Source organism: Streptomyces sp. NPDC001852, from assembly GCF_042891825.1.
Taxonomy (GTDB): Bacteria; Actinomycetota; Actinomycetes; order Streptomycetales; family Streptomycetaceae; genus Streptomyces.
Window position 1 is genome coordinate 1 of sequence record NZ_JBIATN010000061.1, and the last position, 23,785, is coordinate 23,785.

Annotated in this window: 16 protein-coding genes and 5 pseudogenes; 14 read left to right on the forward strand and 7 right to left on the reverse strand. The window is 71.3% G+C overall.

Annotated features, from left to right (window positions below; translation table 11 throughout):
* The coding region (locus tag ACFYZB_RS45155) for a hypothetical protein (RefSeq protein WP_388767725.1) at positions 1–256 on the reverse strand (256 nt) is incomplete at its 3' end.
* 55 nt (positions 257–311) lie between these two features.
* Here ACFYZB_RS45155 and mobF point away from each other — a divergent pair.
* Positions 312–838: pseudogene (gene mobF, locus ACFYZB_RS45160) on the forward strand (MobF family relaxase).
* Positions 839–1,063: 225 nt separating this feature from the next.
* Here the strand turns inward: mobF and ACFYZB_RS45165 are convergent.
* Positions 1,064–3,001: a BTAD domain-containing putative transcriptional regulator gene (locus ACFYZB_RS45165; protein ID WP_388767727.1), complete on the reverse strand. Its 1,938-nt coding sequence runs from the start codon at positions 2,999–3,001 to the stop codon at positions 1,064–1,066.
* A 136-nt stretch (positions 3,002–3,137) separates the two neighbouring features.
* Here ACFYZB_RS45165 and ACFYZB_RS45170 point away from each other — a divergent pair, with 136 nt between their 5' ends.
* On the forward strand, positions 3,138–4,016 hold the full coding sequence (locus ACFYZB_RS45170) for an alpha/beta fold hydrolase (protein WP_388767729.1): 879 nt from the start codon (positions 3,138–3,140) through the stop codon (positions 4,014–4,016).
* A 392-nt stretch (positions 4,017–4,408) separates the two neighbouring features.
* On the opposite strand, the gene ACFYZB_RS45175 is transcribed toward ACFYZB_RS45170, so the two are convergent.
* Both ACFYZB_RS45175 and ACFYZB_RS45180 read right to left on the reverse strand, forming a co-directional pair.
* A complete protein-coding gene (locus tag ACFYZB_RS45175; RefSeq protein WP_388767731.1) occupies positions 4,409–5,068 on the reverse strand; it encodes a DUF1963 domain-containing protein in 660 nt (219 codons plus the stop codon).
* A gap of 528 nt (positions 5,069–5,596) precedes the next feature.
* Positions 5,597–6,583: an alpha/beta fold hydrolase gene (locus ACFYZB_RS45180; protein WP_388767733.1), complete on the reverse strand. Its 987-nt coding sequence runs from the start codon at positions 6,581–6,583 to the stop codon at positions 5,597–5,599.
* 42 nt (positions 6,584–6,625) lie between these two features.
* Here ACFYZB_RS45180 and ACFYZB_RS45185 point away from each other — a divergent pair.
* Positions 6,626–6,880: pseudogene (locus ACFYZB_RS45185) on the forward strand (helix-turn-helix domain-containing protein); the annotation flags it as partial.
* 259 nt (positions 6,881–7,139) lie between these two features.
* Positions 7,140–7,253, forward strand: coding sequence for a hypothetical protein (locus tag ACFYZB_RS45190; RefSeq protein ID WP_388767755.1), 114 nt, complete (start codon positions 7,140–7,142; stop codon positions 7,251–7,253).
* Positions 7,254–7,727: 474 nt separating this feature from the next.
* On the opposite strand, the gene ACFYZB_RS45195 is transcribed toward ACFYZB_RS45190, so the two are convergent.
* On the reverse strand, positions 7,728–8,399 hold the full coding sequence (locus ACFYZB_RS45195) for a GNAT family N-acetyltransferase (RefSeq protein ID WP_388767735.1): 672 nt from the start codon (positions 8,397–8,399) through the stop codon (positions 7,728–7,730).
* A 575-nt stretch (positions 8,400–8,974) separates the two neighbouring features.
* Here ACFYZB_RS45195 and ACFYZB_RS45200 point away from each other — a divergent pair.
* Both ACFYZB_RS45200 and ACFYZB_RS45205 read left to right on the forward strand, forming a co-directional pair.
* Positions 8,975–9,145, forward strand: coding sequence for a hydrophobic protein (locus ACFYZB_RS45200; protein WP_351217101.1), 171 nt, complete (start codon positions 8,975–8,977; stop codon positions 9,143–9,145).
* Positions 9,146–9,573: 428 nt separating this feature from the next.
* Positions 9,574–10,445 (forward strand): annotated as a pseudogene (locus ACFYZB_RS45205) (IS5 family transposase).
* A 1,027-nt stretch (positions 10,446–11,472) separates the two neighbouring features.
* Here the strand turns inward: ACFYZB_RS45205 and ACFYZB_RS45210 are convergent.
* The gene (locus ACFYZB_RS45210; RefSeq protein WP_388767737.1) at positions 11,473–12,405 is read right to left on the reverse strand and encodes a hypothetical protein; all 933 of its coding nucleotides are present in this window, start codon (positions 12,403–12,405) and stop codon (positions 11,473–11,475) included.
* A gap of 93 nt (positions 12,406–12,498) precedes the next feature.
* Between ACFYZB_RS45210 and ACFYZB_RS45215 the strand changes: the two genes are divergently transcribed.
* The 6 genes and pseudogenes from ACFYZB_RS45215 to ACFYZB_RS45240 all read left to right on the forward strand — a co-directional run.
* A complete protein-coding gene (locus tag ACFYZB_RS45215) occupies positions 12,499–14,256 on the forward strand; it encodes an FHA domain-containing protein (protein WP_388767739.1) in 1,758 nt (585 codons plus the stop codon).
* Entirely contained in the window at positions 14,253–15,827 is a 1,575-nt protein-coding gene (locus ACFYZB_RS45220; RefSeq protein WP_388767741.1) for a serine/threonine-protein kinase, read from the forward strand. The genes ACFYZB_RS45215 and ACFYZB_RS45220 overlap by 4 nt, the downstream gene beginning before the upstream one ends.
* A gap of 55 nt (positions 15,828–15,882) precedes the next feature.
* On the forward strand, positions 15,883–17,532 hold the full coding sequence (locus tag ACFYZB_RS45225; protein WP_388767744.1) for a hypothetical protein: 1,650 nt from the start codon (positions 15,883–15,885) through the stop codon (positions 17,530–17,532).
* A gap of 129 nt (positions 17,533–17,661) precedes the next feature.
* Complete coding sequence (locus tag ACFYZB_RS45230; RefSeq protein ID WP_388767747.1) at positions 17,662–18,234, forward strand: PadR family transcriptional regulator; 573 nt, start codon at positions 17,662–17,664, stop codon at positions 18,232–18,234.
* 95 nt (positions 18,235–18,329) lie between these two features.
* Positions 18,330–20,054 (forward strand): acyl-CoA dehydrogenase family protein, encoded by a 1,725-nt coding sequence (locus ACFYZB_RS45235; RefSeq protein WP_388767749.1) that lies wholly within the window; start codon positions 18,330–18,332, stop codon positions 20,052–20,054.
* Between the two features lie 391 nt (positions 20,055–20,445).
* Positions 20,446–20,613 (forward strand): annotated as a pseudogene (locus ACFYZB_RS45240) (transposase); the annotation flags it as partial.
* A gap of 253 nt (positions 20,614–20,866) precedes the next feature.
* Here the strand turns inward: ACFYZB_RS45240 and ACFYZB_RS45245 are convergent.
* Positions 20,867–21,844 carry a winged helix-turn-helix domain-containing protein gene (locus ACFYZB_RS45245; protein ID WP_388767751.1) on the reverse strand — a complete coding sequence of 326 codons (978 nt, stop codon included), beginning with the start codon at positions 21,842–21,844 and terminating at the stop codon, positions 20,867–20,869.
* A gap of 389 nt (positions 21,845–22,233) precedes the next feature.
* On the opposite strand from ACFYZB_RS45245, the gene ACFYZB_RS45250 reads away from it, so the two are divergent.
* Positions 22,234–22,632, forward strand: a complete 399-nt coding sequence (locus ACFYZB_RS45250) for a hypothetical protein (protein ID WP_388767753.1) — start codon at positions 22,234–22,236, stop codon at positions 22,630–22,632.
* Positions 22,633–23,197: 565 nt separating this feature from the next.
* A pseudogene (locus ACFYZB_RS45255) lies at positions 23,198–23,698 on the forward strand (NAD(P)/FAD-dependent oxidoreductase); the annotation flags it as partial.
* Between the last annotated feature and the right edge of the window lie 87 nt (positions 23,699–23,785).

A 23,785-nucleotide genomic window follows, 5' to 3' on the forward strand; every position in this document is an offset into this window, starting at 1 on the left:
CCAGCCGGGCCAACAGCAGGCGGCGAAGCTCAGTGTCGTCGGGGCGGTCGAGGACCAGGATGCCGCACTCACCCCGGCGCAGCGGGCCGCCGCCGCCCAGGCCCACCAGCAGGCCGCGATACCGGAGTTGCTGGAGGGCCGCACTACGGATCCGGCGACGCTGGCTGCGCACGCCGGAGAACCTTACCTGCGAGAGACCGTCGTCGGCGACGGCGGCCGCCCAGCGCGTACGCCGCTGCGCGAGGCCCAGGAGCAAGCCGGTGTCCCGGCCGGGGCGATGGAAGGGCCGCGGCCTGGCCGTGCTCGGACTGATGGCAGGGCAGGAGGTCACCGAGGCGCAGCTGCGGAACCTGTTCGGCGAGCGGGGTCGTCACCCGTACGCGGACCGGATCGAGGCCGACCGGCTCGCCAAGGGCGACTCCCCGAAGAAGGCGTTCAAGGCCGGCGCCCTGGGACGCCGGGTGACGGTGACCGGTGTCGACTTCGTCTTCCGGCCGCAGCCGACGATCTACCTGTTGTGGAGGCTGGGAGATGAGGAGACCCGGCGGGTGATCGAGACTGCGCACGAGCGCGCGATCGAGCGGTACTGGAGTGGATCGAGGACGAAGTGGCGGTGATCCGGTACGGCAAGGACGGCATCCACCGGGTGCGGCCGCCCGGCGGTCTGGTCGCCGCCCGCTTCCGCCACTACCAGGCACGCTCCGGGCGCCCCTCGCTCCATGACCATCTGCTTGTGTCCGTGAAAGGGCAGCGCCTGGACGGGAAGTGTGGAAGCCCTTCTTCGCACGCGATGGCCGCGGGCTGTGCGCAGGAGAGGCTTGCCCTCGCCCAGCAGTAGCCGGTGGAGGGCTGCCGCTGCCTCCGGGATGTCCGCCGCGCCGGCCAGACGGCGGCTGACCTGGCGGACCAGGACGCCGAGTCGGTGTATCGAAGCGCCGACCTCAGCTCGTCATCGGTCGGAACGGCTCATGGCCTCACTGTGGCACATATGGCTGGGCCGGTCCGGGGCCCAGTTGCCCGGTCAGGGCGACGGGCAGGTGGAGCGGGCCACGGACGATGTCGGTCATCTCTTGTCGGCGCATGCCTCCGCCTCCGCCAGGTACCGCGCCACCGGCCCCAGCGTCAGCATCCCGCTCGCCCCGCCCGCGTGTTCGGTGCGGGCGGCGCGCAGGGCCGCCGCCGCGCGCGCGGCGACCGGGTGCTCGCCGAGGCGGGCGGCAGCGTGGGCGGTCAGGCACCACAGTGCCTCCTGCATGTGATCAAGAGGTGGTACAGGTGCCGTGGTCAGCGCGTTACGAGCCTCCTCGGCCCGGTTGCGGGCGAGCAGCACCAAGGGGTGCGCCCAGGGGCGGTACGGGCCCCAGTCGAGATGGGGATCGGTGGGCGCGGGACGGCCGTGCAGGAGACGTAGGCCCAGGAGGGCGAGGGCGAACAGGCCCCGGTGCAGCCCGGGCATGCCCGCTGTTTCGGCGAGGGCGTCTTCGGCGGCGCGGTAGTGCGCCGCGGCCGTGGCTGCGTCCGGCCCGCCCGGTTCTGTGCTGCGGGCGGCCGTGGCACGGGCCCGGAACCAGCCGGTGAGTACGGGGACGAGAGAAGCCTCCGTGCTGACGGCGAGCCGATCGGCGGCCTCGGCGTGTGCGGTCGCGGCGTCGAGGTCGCCGAGAGCGGAGGCGGACTGCAGGCGGATGAGCCGGCCGAGCACGGCGAAGTTCGGCAGCCCGTGCCGGGTGGCCAGGCCCAGGATCTCGGCGCCGATCGCATCCCGCGGCGCCGCGAGGCCGGGCCGGGTGAAGGACTGGAGGAACACGCCGTTGAGGGCGAACACCAGCAGGGCAGGATCGCCCAGCTCCCGGGCCAGCGCCTCGGCCTCGCGCGCCGCCTGTCCGGCACGCCTCCGTCCGGTGCCCGACAGGTCGGCGCTGCGGCTCTCGACCGCGACGGTGGCCAGCAGGCGGGCGCGCAGCTCGGCGGGGCCGTCGGTGCCCAGCGCGGTGAGCGTGCGCTCGGCCGCCGCGACGACGGCGCGGGACTGCTCGGGGTCGTCGGCCCGGCTCCAGAGGGCGGGCACGTCGTAGGCGCCGATGACGCGGGCGGTCAGGGCGATGTCCCCGGTGCGTTCCGCCGCCTGGACGGCGGCGAGGCGGTCGCGCCGCGAGTGGACGAGGGCGTCGCCACCCGCCAGTGCGAGGGTGCGGGCCAGGTCCACGGTGGTGCGCGGGCCGAATCGTACGCCGGCGGTCCACACGGTACGCGGAGGCTGGAGCGTCGTAGCTCCGCGGAGGATGTCCGTCTCCAGGCGCCGGAGGCCGGCGCCAGGGTCGAGCCCGAGCTGGTCCGCGAGCATCGTGCGGGCACGGCGCAGGGTGGCCAGCGCTTCCACCTGACGGCCCGCCCGGTGCAGTGCGCGGGCCAGCAGTCCCCAGGCCGGCTCGCGCCAGGGGTGTTCGGTGACGTGGGCGCCCAGTTCGGCGACGAGCTCGGCTCCTGAACCGGAGTCGAGGAGGAGGCGGGCGCGCAGTTCCACACCCTCCAGCCTCAGCTCCTCCAGCCGGGTCCGCTCGCGCTGGGCCCACGCGGAGCCGGTCACGTCGGCATAGGCGGGGCCACGCCAGGCTGCGAGGGCCGCATCGAGGTCGGTCAGCGCGTCGGGGTTGCGGCGGGCGCGGGCCAGGGCGTCCTCGAACCGGTGGACGTCCACGGTGTCACGCGGCAGGCGCAGCGCGTAGCCGGGTCCTTCCGTGACGAGGACGCGCGGCGGGATGCGGGGCGGCCGGTCGGGTTCGATGGCGCGGCGCAACGCGGCGACGAACGTGCGCAACGCGCCGACGGCGCGGACCGGCGGCTCGGCCCACAGGTCGTCCACGAGGGTGTCGGTGGGGACCATCCGGCCCTCGGCGGCGACGAGCCGGGCGAGCACCTCACGATGGCGGGGTCCGCCCAGGTCGACCGGGGTGCCGTCGTCGCGGAGGGCCCGCACGGCACCGAGTACGTCGATTCGCATGTCCTCCATCTTCCGCGCCGTGACTCCTCGGCTCGAAGCGTACTGATCGGCTGCTGATCGCCGTCGCCCACGCTGGTCCCGTCAGTCCTCGGACCACCACTTTCGTCGGTCCGCCGACCCCAGGAAGGGGCCTTTCATGACGCTCGCCATTCCCGGTTTCGACCAGGTCCGCCTGCCCGGCACGGACGGAGTGGAGCTGGCCGCCGCCGTCGGCGGCAGCGGCAGCCCGGTCGTGCTGCTGCACGGCTTTCCGCAGACCCACCTGATGTGGCGGCACGTCGCCGAACGGCTCGCCGGCGAGCACACGGTGATCTGTCCCGACCTGCGCGGCTACGGCGCCAGCGACAAGCCGGTGGCCACCGGCCCTGACGTGTACTCCAAGCGCACCATGGCCGCCGATGTCGTCGCCCTGGCGGCGGCGCTCGGGCACGAACGCTTCGCCCTGGTCGGCCACGACCGGGGCGCCCTGGTCGCCTTCCGGGCGGGGCTGGACCATCCCGAGACCCTCACCCATCTGGGCATCCTCGATGTCGTGCCGACGCTGGACATGTGGAACGTCCTGCACGGTGTCCCGGCGGCGGTCGGCTACCACCTGTTCCTCATGGCGCAGCCGCCGGGGCTGCCGGAGACGATGATCGCCAACAGCGCGGACGCCTACTTCGGCTCCTTCCTCGACGCCTGGGCCAGGGACCCGGCCGCCGTGCCGGAACCGGTCCGAGCCGCGTACCTGCGGGCATGCGCCGCGGCCGTGCCGTCGATCGTCGCGGACTACCGGGCCTCGGCGGGCATCGACATCACACACGACCAGGCCGACCAGGACGCCGGTTCCCAGCTGGCCATGCCCGTGACGGTCGTCCAGCAGGACTGGGGCGCGCAACTGGGCTACGACGCCGCCGCGGTCTGGCAGGCGTGGGCGCCGGACCTGGACCACCGGCTGACCGGCGCGGGGCACTTCATGGCCGAGGAGGCGCCCGGCGAGATCACGGATGCGATCCGCGACCTGCTGCTCCGCTGAGCCCGCCACCCGGGCCACGGACGGCGGCAGACGAGCCCGGCATTCCCGGTGCCGGACCGGACCGGCGATCCGGCGACCGCTGACCAGCCCGCCTCCCTACGGCCGCTGCCGCGGCCCGGGAAAACCCGGCGCCGCTCACCAGGGCGTGGGCAGCGCCCCACGGGCCCACGGCCGTGTCCCTCCCACGGGCAGACTGGGCCGGGGGCCGAGGACGGCAGTGGGTTCCGGGCAGACCGATCGTCACAGTGACGACACGGACCGGGTAGGCGTGGCCGGAGAGGGCGGCACATGAGCGCCGGGGAACCGGACGTTCACGCCCCCGCGCGGTCAGGCCATTTCGACGTAGCGGTGGACCCGGTCGAAGCGTCGGGCCGCCAGGTCCCGGCGGCGGATCACCCAGCGGGCCACGCCGGAGTCCAGTTCCGTGACGTCGTCACCGCACCTCCATGTGGCAGGGGAGCCGAGTCGTCGGCGCTCTCCCCGTGGGCCGCACCGCCCTGCTCGGAGGGGGCCTCCTCGGGATCACGGGCGTAGTGGACGGGGTCGTTCTGGGGCGAGACGGGGTGGCTGCCCATCTGCAAGACCCAGAAAGGGCGGTAGCCGCCCACGTCTGCCCAGGTGTCGGCGAGTTCGTCGGCGAGTTCGAACTGCTCGTCCTCGGGGCATTCGCCCCATCGGTCGGGGGCGAAGTTCTCCGGCATCTGCGCGCTCGGCTGGTGCCAGACCGTGCGGAGTTCACGCGGCCGGTACGGCTCGCGCCGGCTGTGTTCGAGGAGGCTCGGGGTTGTCGGAGTGGCGGCGGGGACGTACAGCACCGCGTCGGACACCTGCCCCCCGATGCCGTGCACATCGGTGCCGGAGAAGAGGAGCAGGTGGCCGTCGGCGGGGAGCGGGAGGCCAGTGACGCCCGGCGGGAGAGCCGCGAGGTCGACGCAGGCCATGAAGGGATCCGACGGCCTCGGCGCGCCGTGCGGCAGCATGAGGTCGCCGCCGACCCGGGCCACGAGGGGACCGTCACCGCCCTCCGCCAAGTACAGCCGTGCGGGCGACACGTGTCCATTCCTCCGCCTCCTCCGGCGGCAGACCCCGGACGGCCGCCTCGGCCCGGAAGCGGTTCACTCTGTCCATACCCGCATCGGTCAGCGGGCCACCCCAACGGGCTCATGGGCGGGCATTGACAGGGCCGAACTCGTTTGAATGCAACACAATTTGGCACTCCTGACCTTTGAAAGCGTGACGTAAGGCATGATGTCGGCAGGGGCTGACGAGGTGTGATCAGCGCGGTATGCCGGTTGTGCGAGACATCCGCACGGTGGTGGGCCGACGCCCGAGCGGCAGGCGTTTCGCGAGCGGATCCGGCTGGAGGCCGCCGAGCGATTCGCTGCCCGTGCCTCCCACCCGCACGCTGACCACCCCCCTGGTCCTGCCGCGGGCCGCGCTCCTCGACGAGGCTGACAAGCCCATGCGGTTCTCCGTCTCCGACCAGCCCACCCATACTCCGTACATCACAGCTCCGGCGCCGCCGCTGCCGCCTCGGGCACCGCGCCAGTGCACGGACTGCCACGCCTGGATTATCTGGTTCAGCCCCGGAGGGTGGCGATCCAGTCGGTCAGCAAGCGGTTGACCTCGTCGGGGCGCTCCTGCTGGATCCAGTGGCCGCAACCGTCCAGGAGGTGGGAGGCCGACAGGCTGGGGAGGGTGGTGGGGTAGGCGTCGATAGCGTCGGACATCCAGGTGGTGGAGGCGTCCAGGGCGCCGCCGATGAACAGGGACGGTTGCTTGATCGGGGCTCCGCGGTGCGGGGCGAGGTCTTCCCAGTCTCGGTCCATGTTGCGGTAGCGGTTGAGTGCGCCGGTGATCCCGGTGCGCTCGAACTCCCCGGCGTAGAAGTCGAGGTCCTCCTCGCTCAGCCAGGTCGGGAGGACCCCCGTGGGGAAGCGGTCGCGCAGCCGGCCGCCGCGGGCGACGAAGTGCGGATCGGGCTCGCCCTGGGCGGGCATGGTGTCGGCGGACAGGGCCGCGTAGAAGCCCGCGAGCCAGCCCCGGACATCGGGCTCGATCTCCGCCTCGGCGCGGCCGGGCTCCTGGAAGTAGGAGACGTAGAACTCCTGCCCGGGGCCGCCGATCTGACGGAAGATGTCGCTGGGGCGGGGCCCGCCGGGCGGCGCGTAGGGGACGCTCAGCAGGCCGACGGCACGGAAGACCTCGGGGTGGAGCAGCGCGGAGGCGGCGGCGATGCTGGAGCCCCAGTCGTGGCCGACAACCACCGCGTTCTCCTCGCCCAGGGCACGCACGACGGCGACGTTGTCCTCCACCAGGTCGAGCATCCGGTAGGCATCGGTCGCCTCCGGCTTGGAGGAACGGCCGTAACCGCGCACGTCGATCGCCACCGCCCGGTAGCCGGCCGCGGCGAGGGCCGGGAGCTGGCGGCGCCAGGAGTACCAGGACTCGGGGAAGCCGTGCACGAGCAGGACCAGCGGGCCGGTGCCCTGCTCGACCAGGTGCAGGCGCCCGGCCGGGGCCTCGACGGTGCGGTGGCGGGTCTCGGCGGTCGGCTCGGGCTGCATGGGCTTCTCCTCGGTTCGGGGCGACGCGGCTACCCATCGATCATGCGGCGCAGCACCCGCCCGACGCGATCAGTCTTGCCATCCTGGCAACCTTGCAGGACACAGCGGTGGAGCGGCACGGCAAGAAGGAGCGGGAAGGTGGCAGTCGACGACGTGGACGGCACGCTGGCCGCAAGGGGCCCCCGGTTGCGGGCCGCGCGCGAGCACCACGGCACGACGCTCGCCCGTGTCAGCTGCGCGACCGGCATCTCGACCAGCACGCTCTCCCGGATCGAGACCGGCCGACGCAAGCCCACCCTGGAGGTGCTGCTGCAGCTGTCGAAGGAGTACGGCGTCTCCCTGGACGAACTGGCCGGCACGGCACCCGCCCCCGCGGCCGAGCCGCGCGCTACGGCGCCGCTGAGCTTCGGCGACGACAAGGCAGTGCTGCCGTTGACCCGGTACGTCGGCAGCCTGCACGCCCACAAGCACGTCCTGCCTGCCCTCAGGACCCGCCCGCGCGGCCCAGCGGGTCTCCCACGACGGCTACGAGTGGCTGTGCGTCCTGTACGGACGACTGTGGCTCGCGCTCGGCGGCCAAGACCTCATCCTGACCCCCGGGGACGTCGCCGAGTTCGACACCCGCACCCCGCACGGGGTGGCGAACTGCAGCGTCCGGTCGAATACCTGATCATGTTCGGACCGCAGGGCGAGCGCCAACGGCCGCGCACCCCTCCAGCCGCTGCTCGCGGGACTGGTGACAGAAAGGGAGTGAGCAGCTGTGACAAGCTGCGTGCCTTGTTGGTGACAACCACGCTGCCTCGTTCGGTCTCATTCGCCGCGTCATCCGGCTCTGCCGGTGACAACTACTGAGCTTCGGCTCAGCATTCCATCACCCTTGCGGGTGACGTGGATCGGTTCTGTGCGTCCGCGGCCGTCTGTGACGCTGGGACTTCACCGGATGTCCGCACCCTGTCAGGATCCGTGAGCTGCGCCACGGTCCTGGTAACACTTGAACCGCAGACCTTGGTAGTGGTGGAAGGGGGCGCGGTCGGCGACACGTCCGGTGTGGGGGTCGTTCCGGGCAGGGAGGCCGGCGGGCTCGGCGCGGGTCGTGGATGGGGGTGACGACCGGGCCCTGCTCCTGATCTGCTGCCGCCAGGTGTTACCCGCCGTTCGCCCCGGAGCCGGTGTCCGTGGTCCGCATGGCCGCGCTCAGTGGGGCCAGCACCTGCCAGCCGATGGTCTCGTACAGCGCGCGGCCCTCCTCGGTGGCGCCCAGTACGGCCGCCTTCGCCCCCTGGCGGACGCCTGCCTCGGCGAGCGAGCCCATCACCACCCGCCCGAGGCCCCGCCGCTGATGCTCCGGGGCGGTCTCCACCTGGTCCACGGCGGCGGTCGCGCCGGTGACGGCTATCTGCCCGCGGGCTGCGAAGGCCCCGTCGGCGGCACGCACCACGACCCGTGTGACGCCGCCTCGGTTCCAGCTGCTCAGCTGGTAGCCCTTGGGCAGGCCGGGCGGGGTCCCGAGGCCGGTCAGGGGGACGGCCATGAAGACGGCGTGGCCGTCCAGCAGGCCCCAGCCCGGCGGCAGCCACGCCTCCAGGTCCGGCGCCGGCACGAACGTCTTCAGTGCCACGCCGGCGGCGCTGTTCTCGGCCAGTTTCCGGACGGTCGCCTCGTCGGCGGCGGTCAGGACGTGCCGCGCCACCTCCTTGGGCAGCCCGACCTGGACCGTGAAACCCCAGGCAGCAGGCGTCGGTTCGGCCGCGCCACGTGATACGGCCCAGCCCTCGACCCATGCGTGTACAGCCTCGGCAGTGCTCCTGAACGGCACGACCCCTCCCCGATAGGTAATAGGTGTACTACATTAGAGTCTATTACAACATCAGGGTGGTCGGTCGCGCGAGACACCGACTCGATGACACAGTTCACGCCCGCCGAGGTGGGACTACTTGCGTGGAGGAGGGGTGCCGGTGCACCGGCCACGTGGGTGGCGGGCGCTGCGGCCGCAGCCGCGGGAGGGGAGCTGGCGGGGGCGGGCAGCGCGGTGACCAGGGCAAGCTTCGCCCTTGCCTTTGTTGGCGCCTGTTCAGCTCTTCGTTGGGCGGTGGCGTGCTGTTCGGCCCTGAGTCAGGCCTTTTCGATGGCGGTCGTGCGGCTCAGTTCCCTCGGTCGCCGGTCTCGGGTGTCGGCTGTACGCGCACCTTCGCAACGGTCCCACTAACCCAAGGCCACGACATAGCTTTGAGTCATGCATGCAGCGTGTCTGCGGTGCGTGAGGTGCGAGAAAAGGGGGAACCGTCGACGGCGTGCGGCGCGTCCATGCCCCTCATCCCTTCGAAGTAACTCATATTTTGTGTGCTTGTAGGGCTGAAGTAAGGGCATCCGGTGGCCAGGAGGTTGATAACGATGGTTCCCCTGCTTCTGGTTCTTCTGCTGGCTCTGATCCTCTTCGGCGCGGGCTTTGCCCTGAAGGCACTGTGGTGGATCGCGGTGATCGTGCTCATCGTGTGGCTGCTCGGCTTCGTCGTCCGCTCCGCGGACGGCGCAGGCCGCAGGGGCCGCTGGTACCGCTGGTAGACGAAAGACACCCGGCGCGAGGAGCGCGCCACGCGCGAGCAATGGTGGGCCCGGCCGACCCGGCCGGGCCCACTGGCGTGAAAGAGAAGCTCTCTTGCGGCAGTTGGGAGGGATCGGGCTTATCGGACGCATCGCAGGGTACGTGAGTCATGCACCTGCCCCGCAGACTCAGCATTGGAACCCTGCTCCTCCTGTCTGCGAGGCAGGTGCGTGCCGGGCGTGCATCGGGTTCGGCCGGGTGGCCAGGCCACGCAGCTCGGCCCCCGCGATCATGTCCGCAGACAACACGCCCTCCATTTCGACCGCGGTAATGCCGACGGCCCGCAGCCAGGGCACGGCTGCGGGCTCGGACACGGCGGCTCGGTCAGCAGCAGCCGCACTGGCTTCCTCATCTGCCGCGGCCCGTTCCCTGGCGGTATGTCCAGGTCATGACCGAACGTCGTGTGTATGCCAGTGACCTGTCCGGTGTCCGCTGGGCATTGATCGAGCCGGTGCTCAGTGCCTGGCGGGCCGAGCGGCGCCGGCATGCGCTGAACATCGGACGCCCGCCCGAGCACGATCTGCGCGAGATCGTGAACGCGATCCTGTACGTGGACCGCACCGGGGTGCAGTGGCGCTGCCTGCCGCGCGACTTCCCGCCCTGGGGGACCTGCTACGGCTACTTGGCCAAGTGGCAGAAGGATGGCGTGTTCGCCCAGCTCACCGGCGTACTGCGCAGGCTGTTACGGCAGCAGGAGGGCAAGGGGCGCAGAGCCCTCGGTGTGCGTCATCGACGTCCAGAGTGTGAAGACTTCCACCAGCGTTCCGGCCGCCGGACAGGGCACCGACGCTGCGACAAGGATCGTGGGCCGCAAGCGGAGCATCGTCACCGACACCCTCGGACTGCTGCTCGCGGTGCTGGTCACGGCCGCGGGCGTGCAGGACTCCGCAACCGGCACCCACCTCGTCGACCAGGTCGCCGCGGCCCGTTCCACCATCCGCAAAGTCTGGGTCGACGGCGGCTATCGCCGACACCTCGTCGGGCACGCGGCCACCCTCGGCATCGACATGGAAATCACCGCCCGCACTCCCTGGGACCAACGGATTCACCCCGATCCCGAAGCGCTGGGCGGTCGAGCGGACCTACGGCTGGCTGATGCTCCACCGACGTCTCGCCCGCGACTACGAGACCCTGTCCGCCCGGTGCGGAGCCATGATCCACCTGGCCATGACCGACCTCGTGGCCCGCCGCCTCACCGGCGAGGCCACCATCTCCTGGCGCAACCCGACACCCCGGGATCAAACACTCATTCCGGGATGAAACATCGGGAGAAAACGACCTCTTAGTGCGCGGTTCCAAGCCTCGATTCTGAGTAGCCTGGAGCCCTGCGCTGCCCGCGTGTCCGGGGACGCCGGACGGGCCGGGGAGAAGATCTGCCGGGGCTGTGGTGAACGGCTGAGGCCGACCTTCCGACCCAGGGCCGAGTTCGGCTCGTGGGTGTGTCGTGCCAGGCAGCGGCAGTACACCTTCGGCTGCCAGCGGGTCACCGAGGAGTATGTCGAGCGCTTTCGCTGGGGAGGAAGGGCTGACAGGGGGCAGGCTGCGGCTGTTCCGCATTTCGTCGACATGCCGGTGGGGCGATGGCCATATCTGATCGGTGAGTGCGCGACGCGGCTGGGCGCCCGGCGCACGTCAACCACCCCGCTCGCTGCTCTTGCGTTGCCCATGCCAAGCCTCTATAACGTGTCCTGCAGGTATCGGCGGGGATGGCCGGAAATGGCAGTTGCCGCCGACCAGGGGGGATCCTCGGCTCCGCCGCGATCGGCATCAATGCCCGCAGACCGACGGAGACCGAATCATGACCGACGACGCATATCGTGCTGCCCTGACCCGCCTGGCCGTCGACCCGGCCTTCCGCGCCGAACTCGACGGCGACACCGGCGAGGTGGCGCGAAGACTCGGCCTGTCACCCGTCCAGGTGGCCGAACTCCGCTCCCTCCGCGTCGAGTCCGGCACCGACGGGGGACCGGCCGCTCTCGACGCGCGGCTGTCCAAGTCGTCCCTGTTCTTCGGAAGCGCGGCGCATGCGCTGGCGCATCACGATGTCCCGGCCGACCACGTCGTATCAACCGAACCCGCCGTAGCGGCGGACCATGTCCCCGCAGCGACGCATGACGTCTCCACGACTCACGCCGTTCCGGCGGACCAGGTCTCCGGCGACCACGACGCCGGGGGCCCGGCTTCCGCCGCTCACTCGTCGGAGCTGCCGGATCCCGCCGCGGGTCAGGAGGGCGTCGGCGGTGTCGACGTGGCGTCGACCGGCTCCCACAGCCTGCTCGGCGGCCCGCTACTGGACCAGTCGCCCGTCGAATCGGCCGGTGGTCAGGGACAGTTCGGAGATTTCGGCGGCTTCGGCGGCTTTGACGAGCACGGGAACGCGAGTACGGGCGAGGACCTCGGTGGGCAGGCCGGCGGGGGTGCCGAAGGGGGCTTCGGTGACTTCGGCGCCGGGGGCGACGGCGGGTTCGGCGGAGCCGAGGGCGGCTTCGGCGGGTTCGGCGGCGAACCCGACGGTGGCTTCGGCGACGGGGGACTGGCCGCCGGTGGGCTCGGCGCTGGTGGGTTCGGTGACGGCGGCCTCGGCGATGGTGGCTTCGGCGGCGGTCACGGTGATCTCGGTGGCCATGGCGGCTTCGGCGGAGTAGGCGGTGAAGGAGGCAGCGACGCCGGTCACTTCGGTCACGGGGGCATCTACGACCGCGATGGCGGCGATGGCGGCGGTGACAGCGGTGGCCACGGTGGTGGTGAGGGTGGCGGTGGTGAGGGCGGTGGTGATCCGGAGAACACCAATCGTCCCAGTGGTGGCGGTGGCCATGGCGGTGGTGAGGGTGGCGGTGGCGGTGGTGAGGGCGGTGGTGATCCGGAGAACACCAATCGTCCCAGTGGTGGCGGTGGCCACGGTGGTGGTGAGGGTGGCGGTGGCGGTGGTGAGGGCGGTGGTGATCCGGAGAACACCAATCGTCCCAGTGGTGGCGGTGGCCACGGCGGTGGTGAGGGTAGCGGTGGCGGTGGTGAGGGCGGTGGTGATCCGGAGAACACCAATCGTCCCAATGGTGGCGGTGGCCATGGCGGCGGTGACAGTGGGGGCGACGGAAACGGCGGAGGCAGCCAGGAGAACATCGGTCGGCGTCCCGGCGGTTTCGGCGAGCCCGGGGGTGGTAATCGGATCATCGTCCAGGGTGGCCTGCCCGCCTTCGGCCTCGGAAACGCCGCCGCGCACCTGCCGGACTCCGACTCCGCCTCGGAAGCCGACGCAGGCTTCGACGGAGGAACGTTCGCCAGCGGTTCCGGCACGGGCTGAGCCGGCCGCCGCATGCTCTGTCACATCTGCCGCGTCCACGTGCGGCGCGACTTCCCGTACTGCCTGCACTGTGGCACCCCGCGTCGGGGTGCCGCACCGACGTCGTACGCCGCGCCCCAGCTGCGCGGCCTCGACGACCCCACGCTCCTTGTCGCGCTCACCGGACCTGTCACCACGCTGGGCCGGGGTGAGGACAACGACGTCGTCCTGTCCGACGGCAGCGTCTCGCGCCGCCACGCCCGTATCGTCCGCACCGCCGGGGGCTTCCGTATCGAGGACCTGGACTCCTTCAACGGTATCGCGGTCGGCGGTGTCGAGCTGTACGGCGGCGCGGTCGGTCTCGCCGACGGCACCGAGCTGTCCGTCGGTGACGTACGCCTGGTGTTCGAGCAGCCCCGCGACGCCCGGATCGGCTCCCGCACGATGGTCGTCGGTACCCAGCTGACGCATCTGCCCACCGCCGGAGGGGAGGAGGCCCCGGAGGCGAACGGCCGGCTCACCGCGCGTCCCCGACGGCGTTCCGGCTGGGCCCTCAAGCAGGTCCCCACCGAACGCGGCGCTCCCCGCTGGGTGCTCAGCAGCACCCGCACCGGCCGCTATCTGGAACTGGACGAGCGCCAGGTCTTCCTCTGGCACGCCGTCGACGGTGACAACACCGTACGGGACCTGCTGTTCGCCTACGCCGACCGCTACGGCGAACTCGCCCTGCCCCGCATCGAGTCCGCGCTGGCCGCCTTCGCGGAAGCCGGGTTGCTGCGCGGTCTGCCCGGCCGGCCGGAGGAGGAGCGGCCGAAGGGCTGGCGGCGCGCGGCGAGTGCCGTGTACCGAGCGCTGCTCAAGCTGGAGGTGTCCGTCCCGGGCCTCGACCGACTGGTGACCCGGCTCTACCGGGCCTTCGGCTGGCGGCTGTTCACCCGGACCGGGGTGGTGCTGGCCTGGCTGTCGGTCGCCGGCGGCCTCGTCGCGTTCTTCGCCGCCCAGGACAGACACCACCTGCTCGACTTCGGCGGGGCGGGCGTGTGGGGCCTGGTCGTGCTGGCCGGCGGATACGTGACCGCGCTGCTCGTCCACGAGCTGACGCACGCGCTGGCCGTGAAGTCGTACGGCCGCAAGGTCCGGCGCGGCGGGTTCCTGCTGATGATGGGCATGCCCTTCGCGTTCGTGGACACCAGCGACATGTGGTTCGGCTCCCGCTGGTCACGGGTCGTGGTGGCCCTGTCCGGGCCGCTGTCCACGGCGGCGCTGGCCGGCTGGTGCGCAACGGGCGCGGCCCTGCTGCCCGCGGGACCCGTCTCGGCCGTCCTCTACCACCTGGCTTTCGGCCTCTACCTGAACACCCTCTACAACTTCAACCCGCTGATGCCCCTGGACGGTTACCAGGCGCTGACCGACGCCCTGCGGGTGCCCCGGCTGCGCGAGGAGGCGAGCGCCTACTTCCGCACGGGCCTGTGGCGAGACCTGCGCGCGGGCAACCGACCCGGCCCGCGTCAGGCCGGGCTGGCCGCCTACGGCCTCGCGGTCGTCGTGGGCACCTACGGCTTCCTCGGTCTCGCCCTGCTGGCCTGGCGCTCCCGGATCGGCGACCTCCTCGAGGGCCGACTGGCCGAGCCGTGGACCACGGTGATCGAGGCGGCCGTGGTCGCCCTGGTCGCCTTCCCGGTGTGGGCCGCGCCCGTGCGCTGGCTGCTGCGCCAGGCACGGCGCCGACGGGACGCGAAGGACATGCCGCAGGGCGCCGGGATCCCCGCGCCGGTGGAGGGGACGGCATGACCCGGGACACGCACGCCGACGGCGGCTGGGCCGTACCCGGCTACGAGGCCGTCCGCACGCTCGGCGAGGGAGCAGGCGGCCGAGTCGTCCTCGCCCGGCACACCGCGACCGGCGTGCCCGTCGCCATCAAGTACCTGAGCGAGCGCCTGCGCACGGACCGGGAGTTCCTGGGCCGTTTCCGGGCCGAGGCCCGGCTGCTCGGCGAGCTGCGGCACCCGTGCGTGGTGCGGCTGTACGAGTACGTCGAGGCACGCGCTGGTGCCGCGATCGTGATGGAGGCGGTGGACGGCGTCAGCCTGCGCCACCTGCTGCGCCGGCACGGGGCGACCGGCCCCGAGGCCGCGCTCGCCCTGCTCAAGGGCTCCCTGCTCGGGCTGGGCGCGGCCCACACGGCTGGGGTGGTGCACCGCGACTACAAGCCGGAGAACGTCCTGGTCCGCGCCGACGGCACCAGCGCGCTCGCCGACTTCGGCATCGCGGTGCGCGACGGCCGGGAGACCGAGGCCGCGGGCACGCCCGCTTATATGGCGCCGGAGCAGTGGGACGGCGAGCCCGCCGGCCCGGCGGCCGACATCTACGCGGCGTCCGTGGTGTTCTTCGAGTGCCTGACCGGCCGACGGCCGTTCCCCGGCGACGACGTGACCGCGCTGCGCCTGCAGCACCTGCGCGCACCGGCCGCGCTGGACGACGTACCCGCGCCGGTGCGGGTGCTGCTGCGCGCGGGCCTGGCGAAGGACCCGGCGGACCGGCCCGACGTCGAGACGTTCCTCGCCGACCTGGAACGGTCAGCCACCGCAGGCTATGGCGCCGGCTGGGAGGAGCGCGGCCGTCGCAGACTGGCCGAACTCGCCGCGCTGCTCGCCCTGTTGTTCCCGTTCACCACGACCGCCACGCTCGACGGCTCGGCCAGTGCGCTGACGCTGCTGGGCCGGCTGAAACGCGGGGGATGGAAGGCGGCGACCGGTGGGGTGGCCGCGCTGGCGGTCGTCGCGGGCGGAGCGACGTACGCGACGGGCCGCCCGCACGACACGTCGACGACGGTGGCGAGTTCGACCCCGTCATCCCCGTCACCGGTCGACTCGCCCGCCAAGCCGGGCGCTTCACCTTCCCCGTCCACCTCGCCGACCGTCGCCCCGCCCACGGCCGACGCACCGCCCTCCGTCACGCCCTCGGACAGCCCGCCGTCCTCGCCGACCCCGTCCACGGAGACGACCGCACCGGCCGAGCCACCCGCCACCGCGTCCCCGAGCGTGGCCACCCCCGGCACGGTCACCCTCACCATCGGCTCCTGGCAGAGAGGCCAGAGAGCGGGCACGCTCATCGCGGCGGTGTCGGTCGAGACGACGGGCACCGGTCCGCTGACTGTCACCGCGAATTACTACGTCGACACACCCGCCGACGCGTACGGCTCCCAGTCCCAGCCCTTGTCCGGGAGTACGCGGTATGACCTGACCTTCGAGGCCGACTTCTCCAACCACCCGTGCCGGGGCACTTGGGAGGTCACGCTCAGCAGCGACCCGGCGGCAGCGAACGGTCCCCAGACGGCCTCCCTGGACGCACCGCCGTGCTGACCATGCTCCCGAGGGGCCCGAGAGCCACCCCCTGCCGCGACGAGAACGGATCGACATGACGACAGCCACCACAGTGGCCGGCCGCCCCCTGTCCGGCTGGTCACGGCACACGCGCCACGGCACCTGGCATGCCCTCCTCCCTGCCCGGTCCGGCGAGCCCACCCTCGGCGCGCTGCGCATCGACCGCGCCCTGCTGGCGCCCGAAGGCACGCGCGAGCGCCTGGTGGCCGTGGTGCTCACGACGGCGCAGCTCACGCTGCCCGGCCTCCTCCGCACGGTCGACCTCGTGGCCGAGGCCGGTGAGGTGTGGTTGCTGACGGCCCGGCCACCGGCCCCCACGCTGGCCCACGTCCTGTCGTCGGCAGGCGGCCCCCGCCCGGATGCGGGCAGCGTGGCCAGCATCCTCAACGAGACCGCGCAGACCCTCCTCGCCCTGCACACAGCAGGCTTGACCCACGGCTCACTCGGCCCCGACACCGTCGTGATGGCCCCGGACGGGGTCGCCCTGCTGGCCGAGGCGGAGCTGGGCATGGTGCTGGGCGACGCGGCCGCAGTACGGGCGCCGGGCGACACGCCGCACGCCGGCCGCCAGGCAGTCGACACCGCTGCCTGGGCCGCCCTGGCCCGCACCCTCGGCGCCGCGTGGACGCAGCCCGGAACCCCCGCGGCGGATCTCGTGGCCCGCTGCTCCGCCACCGCCGAGTCGGAGGGGCTGGCGGCGGCCCGGGCCACCCTGGTGGCCGGGCGCGCGGCGCTCCCGGCGGACTTCCTGCGCCGTACGGCGCTCCGCGAGGCGACTGCCGCGTCGGCCCCGGAGTTCGCGCCGCCGAAGGGACCGGCACCGTCCGTCGCGGTCGCTCCCGACCGCGCGACTCCACCGACGGACCGTCACCCCGCGCCGACCACGGCTGACCCCGCTCCCCGCCCCACCGCCCCCGAACACCCTGCTACCGCGCCCGACCGCGCGTCCCACCCTTCAGCCACCGCCGACCAACTTGCCACGGCGGCCCGCGCCCACAGCACCGCGGGCCCGGACCCGCGAGCTCCCCTGCCCGCTCCCGGACCTCACCCACCAGCCGTCGCCGACCAGCCCACCGCGGTCGGCCGCGCTCGCCGCCCCACCGTCCTGGACACCCAGGCGACCGTCCTGGGCAAGCGCAACCGTGCCACCTCGCCTCCGGTGGCGGCAGGGGAGGACTGCGGCGAGAGCCTGCTCCGGTTCGGGCCCGGGGTTCCCTTGGAGGATCAGGACGCCCTGCGGGCACGATGGCGGTCCGAGGCAGCGGTAGCCACCTCCCCACGCTCGCGCCGCGGACGACGGGGCTGGATCGTCACCACCGCCGTCGTCGCGATCGCCGCCGCCCTGCTCTGGCTGCTGCTGCGCCCGGCCCCCGCTCCCGCGGTCGTCGCCGTGCGGGTCCAGGCCCCCGCCGGGCCGTTGCACTGCGATCAGACGGCCGACCTGATCGGTGTCGTCACCACCGACGGGCACGGCGGCCCTGTCACATACCGGTGGCTGCGCGCGGACGGTCAGGACTCGGGCGAGCTGGTCCACACCGCCCACCGCGGTGAGCGCCGGGTCAGGGTGCACCTGCGCTGGACGGTCCGCGGTTCGGGGCGCTTCCGGGGGACCGCCCGCCTGAGGATCTCGCACCAGGCGACCCCGATGGAGGCGAAGGCGAGCTTCACCTACGTCTGTCCTTGAGAGCCACCGCCCCGGCGACGTCCGGCCCCGCCGCCACCAACAACGGACCGCCGGGTTACTCAGTGAGCCACATCGCATCGGAGCGGGCCAGGCTTGCTATGCAACGAGTTGCATAGCAGGATCGGCGGTATGGCGCTCGAACACGCGATCCTGGTGTCGCTTTTGGAGAAGCCGGGATCCGGCTACGAGCTGGCACGGCGTTTCGAGCGGTCCATCGGCTACTTCTGGACCGCGACCCACCAACAGATCTATCGCGTGCTCAAGCGCATGGAGAACGACGGTTGGGTCGACGTCAGGGACGTCCCGCAGCAGGGCCGGCCGGACAAGAAGGAGTACAGCGTCGCCGACCTCGGCCGGGCGGCGCTGTCATCCTGGTTGCACGATCCGATCGAGCCGGAGAGTGTCCGCCACGACCTGGCCGTGAAGATCCGGGGCGTTGCCTTCGATGACCCCACCGCCCTGATCCGCGAGGTGGAGCGGCACCGGCAGGCGCACCGGGACCGGCTGGCGCACTATCTGGCAGGAGAGGCGCGGGACTTCACGGGGACCGAGGCGAATGCGGCCGCTCGGCAGGCATCGCTCGACGCGGAGCGGGAGCTCCAGCACGTCGTACTGCGCGGCGGCATCGCGTACGAGCGGATGATGATCGACTGGCTGGACGACGTCCTCGCCACGCTGGCCCGGTTCGGTCCGTGCCGCTGATCGCCGCCGCACCCTCCGCAGGGCCTCCCGATCCCGCCGGTCCAGCACCACAGAGTTCCTATTCCGTCGTCCATCAGCCGAAAGGCGTCCTCACCATGGCTGACCAGCTGCTGTTCAACCCGCGCACCTACGACCCCGCGCACTTCGACCCCGAGACGCGCCGCTTGCTGCGTGCCACCGTCGACTGGTTCGAGGAGCGCGGAAAGGGCCGGCTGATCGAGGACTACCGGACCCGTGCCTGGCTCGGGGACTTCCTCGCTTTCGCAGCGAAGGAGAACCTGTTCGCCACCTTCCTGACGCCGTCGTCCGCTTCGGGGGAGGGTGAACCGGACAAGCGGTGGGACACCGCCCGCATCGCCGCGCTCAACGAGATCCTGGGCTTCTACGGCCTGGACTACTGGTACGCCTGGCAGGTCACGATCCTCGGACTCGGCCCGGTCTGGCAGAGCGACAACGCCGCCGCCCGCTTTCGCGCCGCGGAACTCCTCACCCGGGGAGAGGTGTTCGCGTTCGGCTTGTCCGAGAAGGCCCACGGCGCTGACATCTACTCCACCGACATGCTGCTCGAGCCCGACGGCAACGGCGGCTTCCGGGCCACCGGTTCCAAGTACTACATCGGTAACGGCAACGCCGCCGGACTCGTCTCCGTCTTCGGCCGCCGGACCGACATCGACGGTCCCGACGGCTACGTCTTCTTCGCCGCCGACAGCCGTCACCCGGCCTACCACCTGGTCAAGAACGTCGTCGACTCCTCGAAGTTCGTCAGCGAGTTCCGACTGGAGGACTATCCCGTAGCGGCCGCGGACATCCTGCACACCGGCCGCGCCGCCTTCGACGCCGCCCTCAACACCGTCAACGTAGGCAAGTTCAACCTGTGCACCGCCTCGATCGGCATATGCGAGCACGCGATGTACGAGGCTGTCACCCACGCCCACAACCGCATCCTCTACGGCCGCCCCGTCACCAGCTTCCCGCATGTGCGGCGCGAGTTGACCGACGCGTACGTCAGGCTCGTGGGAATGAAGCTCTTCAGCGACCGCGCGGTCGACTATTTCCGCTCCGCCGGCCCGGACGACCGCCGTTACCTGCTCTTCAACCCGATGACGAAGATGAAGGTGACCACGGAGGGTGAGAAGGTCATCGACCTGATGTGGGACGTCATTGCGGCCAAGGGCTTCGAGAAGGACAACTACTTCGGCCAGGCGGCGGTGGAGATCCGTGGTCTGCCCAAGCTCGAGGGCACGGTCCACGTCAACCTGGCGCTGATCCTGAAGTTCATGCGCAGCCACCTCCTCGACCCGGCCGAGTACCCCGGAGTGCCGACCCGCCTCGACGCGGCCGACGATGACTTCCTGTTCCGGCAAGGACCGGCCCGCGGCCTCGGCGCGGTGCGCTTCCACGACTGGCGGCCGGCCTTCGACGCGTACGCGCACCTGCCCAACGTGACCCGCTTCCGCGAACAGGCCGACGCGCTCTGCGTGTTCGTCGCCACGGCCGCCCCCGACGCGGAGCAGAGCCGCGACCTCGACCTCCTCCTCGCGGTCGGTCAGCTCTTCGCCCTCATCGTGCACGGGCAGCTCGTCCTGGAACGGGCCGCCCTGACCGGACTCGACGAGGACGTGCTCGACGAACTCTTTGCCGTCCTCGTAAGGGACTTCTCCGCGCACGCCGTCGAACTGCACGGCAAGGACTCGGCGACCGAGGCGCAGCAGGACTGGGCGCTGGGTTCGGTCCGACGGCCGGTCGTCGACGAGGCACGCACGGAACGGGTCTGGCAGCGGGTCGAGGCGCTGTCCGGCGCGTACGAGATGGCCCCGTAGACGCGCCGTACGCATCACCGGTGGCCGCTCCGTATGGGCCCGGCCACCGGTCGGTCAGGGTTCAGGCCCGTGTGCCGCGCAGCCGTGACGTTGTTGCAGGACGCACGGCGATGGCACGGCGGAGCAACGACCCTCAAGTCGTCGCACGTCCGCCAGTGCACGGTCACTCTTGCCGCGATGCGACTGTGGTCCCGTTACCGATCTCAGCCGGCACAGCGGATGCTCCGGTGGATGACTCAGTCGTCCCAACGTTATTGATCGGGCTGAGCGAGCCATTCATAGGGTTGGCTCACCCAGGGGTACCGGTGTGGCTTCCAGCCGTCTGCCGCGGTCGTGGCTTCTACCGAGTCGCTGCCCGGCGCCCCACGACGATTCGACAGGTCATTGGAGCATCGGCCTCCTGCTGGGCGCCGAGTTCTTGGCTGCCACCGGCGGAGACATGACCGCTTTCACCAGCGCGGACAGGCTCGCCGCCTTCGCCGGAGTTTCCCCGGTGCCTCGCGACTCCGGGAAGGCGAGCGGCGACCTGGATTGCCCCAACCGTTACAGTCGGCGCCTCCCATATCTCCAACAACGAATCGCGGTTGGGAACACCAGTGGCGGTCGCCTGTGCGGCCGAGTGTCGCATCGGGATGACCGGGATGGCGGCGTCGTCGGCGTTCGGCCGTCGTCGAGACGGCGCGGGGCTCGGTGCTGGGTGCCCAGACCATGCGCAAGGTGTCGTCCCCTCAACCCCTTGTGGTCACCATGCGGCCGCCCGATACCGAGGCCGGCCGCGCGTCCTCCTGCTCGCGGGCAACCGAACCGCGCACTCACCGCGCGAGGTCAGCGGCCTCGGTTGCGCTGTTCCCGCTGATGAGTACCAGCCCAAGTGGCGTGCAAGTGTGCCAAACGGCTTGGCCTTCGCGCTGGCTGACAATCAAGCCCGCATGCCGAAGGGCCTTGGCGTGCTCGGAGGCGGAGGACTTGCTGATGCGGAGGTCACGTGCCACCTCGGTGGTGGTGCGCTGCCGGGTGAGCAGAGCGAGGATGGCGGCTCGGGTGCGCCCCAGGAGAGCGGCCACCGGATCGTTGGTCGTGGGCTCCTCCAGCAGCGTCAGCGGAGTCACCGCGCGGTAGACCAGCAGCGCAGGACGGTGAGGGTAGTCGCCGATCAGCGGCCGGCCGGCCCAGGACGCCGAAGGCAGCAGAGTGATGCCACGCCCTGCCAGGTGGATCTCACGGTTCTCGGGGGAGTCGATCTCCAGGACAGCTCCGCGCCAGCGGATTCCGGAACTCAGACCGGCCAGCATCGCGCGGATCCCCTGCCGGGCGAGAATCTGGGCGCGCCATGCCTGCTCCGCGTCGAACCCAGACGTGATTCGGCCCCAGACGGGGGCCAGGAGACCGTTGTACCCGGCGTGTACCGCGTCTTGAAGTAACTGCCAGGCACCGTGGTCCTGTGCAGCAAGGTGGACTTTCCACGGAGTGTGCGGACGACCGGCGGCGCACACACGTTGCAGCTCGGCACGCACGAACGCGGTGGGGCTCGACCGGACCTGGTCCAGCCCGTCATCGAGTCCCCGGCTGATGGGGTCAAGGAACAGCGGCCCCTTCCCCGTCGGAGGTACGAGTTCCAGAAGAGGGCGTGCGGCGCGCGGGAAACTCCGGAGCGTTCGTTGCTGCCATCGAGAGAAGACCGGGTCGATGCCCTGATGTTGCAGCATGGCTGTGGCAAGCACCAGTTCCATCAGCGGTGCCGGAGCCGGAGCCAAGGTGACCTGCAGCAGGTCCTCCAGCGTGAAGTGCACGCAAAGCATCAAACTCCCCTGTGTCAGCTGGCGTCAGCCTGCGCCGGAGCTGCACTGTTCGGGCAGGACCGAATCCTTTGCGGCGCTCCGGGCGGACTGCCGAGCATGGAGTGGTACGGAGCTTGCCAAGTCTCAACCGTCGGACGCCGGAGCAAGAAGGCATGAACCGGACGCCTGTCCCCTGAGAAGCCTGTAGGTCACAGCGGCCTCAAGCAGCGGTCGGAGCCAAGCCGCTGCCGACGGGGGAGTGAGGCCGGGGATGGGGGGTCGATCCGCTAGGCAGGCATCGATGGCTTGGGCCGGATCCATCTACCCGACAGCAACACAGCGCTTCGCAAATCCGGACGGGTTGGATACACCGTGGAACGACAGGAAGCAGAGGAAGCATCATGAACGGCACGCGTATCCGCAAGGTGGCGGCGACCGCCATAGGCACCGCGTTACTTCTCACCGGCATGACCGGTGCGCTCGCCACTCAGGCCTCGGCCACGCCGAGTGCCCCCTACATCGGTGACGGCTACCCCAATAACAGCCATGGGGTCTGGTGCGTTCAGCACCTGGTCAACGACGTGGCGCAGTCAAAGGGCAAGGGCCGGCCGTTGGCGGAAGACCACCTCTGGGGGCCCCAGACGAAGAAGTGGGTCGAGTGGTACCAGGGAGTTTCGGGTCACGGCCTGGGCCAGGACGGCATCGTGGGCAAGGGCACCGGCGGCTGGCTGCTGCTCGACGGGGACAGCTACTACGGCGGTCACAACTACTGCTACAACTACGTCCCTTCGTACTTCTGACCGGTCTGCGGCCGCCGGAGCCCCGATGTCCCGTGGAACGGGGGACGGGACATCGTTACCCCAGGCCTCCAAAGCCCTGTCATGGGCCCGCTCGATGAACGGTCCGACCCTCACGGCGATGTCCTGGCAGCGGCCAGGCGTCCAGGGCTGCAGGGAGCTCAGAGCGGTGATGGCGGCGAGGTGTGCGCGGAAGACGTCGACGGCGGCCTGGTCCTCGAGGAAGATGGCGCCAGGGGCGTGGCCGCAGCGGCGGAACATGCGACGGATCATCGAGGGATCTCCTGCTCGGTGTTGGCGGTACGCGTGCGGTCGGCCGTGGTGAGCACGTGCGGCAGATGGACGTGCAGGTGCTCGACTTCGACCTCGCGGCCGCGGCTGCGAAGTTCGCGGGCCAGGAGCTCCGTGAGTCCGCTCGCGCTTCTCCGAACTAACAATTTTGGTCCGAGACCCTGGCCGAGGATCGCTCCTCCCAGTACATGACCCATGTCACACGCGGTTCCTGTCAGTAATCGGGAGGCTGTCCCGCTCAAGTCGCCGGGAGCAAGCCAACCGACAGGAGCGAGACATGAAGCACCGCATCGTCGTCCTCGGCGCCGGCTATGCCGGGTCCTACGTGGCCGGGACCCTGGCCCGCCGGTTGTCCCCGGCGGACACCGAGATCACCGTGGTCAACGCCGAGCCGGACTTCGTCCAGCGGCTGCGGCTGCACCAGCTCGCGGCCGGCCGGGAGATCGATGCTCCCCAGCTCGCCGACGTCTTTGCGGGCACGGGGGTTCGGCTGCGCCTGGCCCGTGTCACCGCCGTCGACCCCGAGCGCCAGGTCGTCGCCGTGGCCGACACCGACGGCGGGGACGAGCTGGGCTACGACACGCTTGTCTACGCGCTCGGCAGCCACGGTGCCGACCACGGCGTCCCCGGCGCGGCCGAGCACGGTTTCGACGTCGCCAGCCGGCCCTCGGCGTTGCGCTTGCGCGAGCGCCTGGACAGCCTGTGCAGGCAGGGCGAAGGCGGGCGTGTGCTGGTCGTCGGCGACGGGTTGACCGGTATCGAGACCGCCACTGAGCTTGGCGTTTAACCTCGCAGGTCACCCGACCTGCTGATCTGCGGTTCTTGCCGGGACAGCGGAGGCGGCCGTTCTCCACGCTTCGAGATG

Bases quoted from the DNA above. Each gene is read 5' to 3' on its own strand.
- ACFYZB_RS45165 (WP_388767727.1), bottom strand. From the start codon at position 3,001: ATGCGAATCGACGTACTCGGTGCCGTGCGGGCCCTCCGCGACGACGGC.
- ACFYZB_RS45170 (WP_388767729.1), top strand. From the start codon at position 3,138: ATGACGCTCGCCATTCCCGGTTTCGACCAGGTCCGCCTGCCCGGCACG.
- ACFYZB_RS45180 (WP_388767733.1), bottom strand. From the start codon at position 6,583: ATGCAGCCCGAGCCGACCGCCGAGACCCGCCACCGCACCGTCGAGGCC.
- ACFYZB_RS45200 (WP_351217101.1), top strand. From the start codon at position 8,975: ATGGTTCCCCTGCTTCTGGTTCTTCTGCTGGCTCTGATCCTCTTCGGC.
- ACFYZB_RS45215 (WP_388767739.1), top strand. From the start codon at position 12,499: ATGCTCTGTCACATCTGCCGCGTCCACGTGCGGCGCGACTTCCCGTAC.
- ACFYZB_RS45220 (WP_388767741.1), top strand. From the start codon at position 14,253: ATGACCCGGGACACGCACGCCGACGGCGGCTGGGCCGTACCCGGCTAC.
- ACFYZB_RS45225 (WP_388767744.1), top strand. From the start codon at position 15,883: ATGACGACAGCCACCACAGTGGCCGGCCGCCCCCTGTCCGGCTGGTCA.
- ACFYZB_RS45230 (WP_388767747.1), top strand. From the start codon at position 17,662: ATGGCGCTCGAACACGCGATCCTGGTGTCGCTTTTGGAGAAGCCGGGA.
- ACFYZB_RS45235 (WP_388767749.1), top strand. From the start codon at position 18,330: ATGGCTGACCAGCTGCTGTTCAACCCGCGCACCTACGACCCCGCGCAC.
- ACFYZB_RS45250 (WP_388767753.1), top strand. From the start codon at position 22,234: ATGAACGGCACGCGTATCCGCAAGGTGGCGGCGACCGCCATAGGCACC.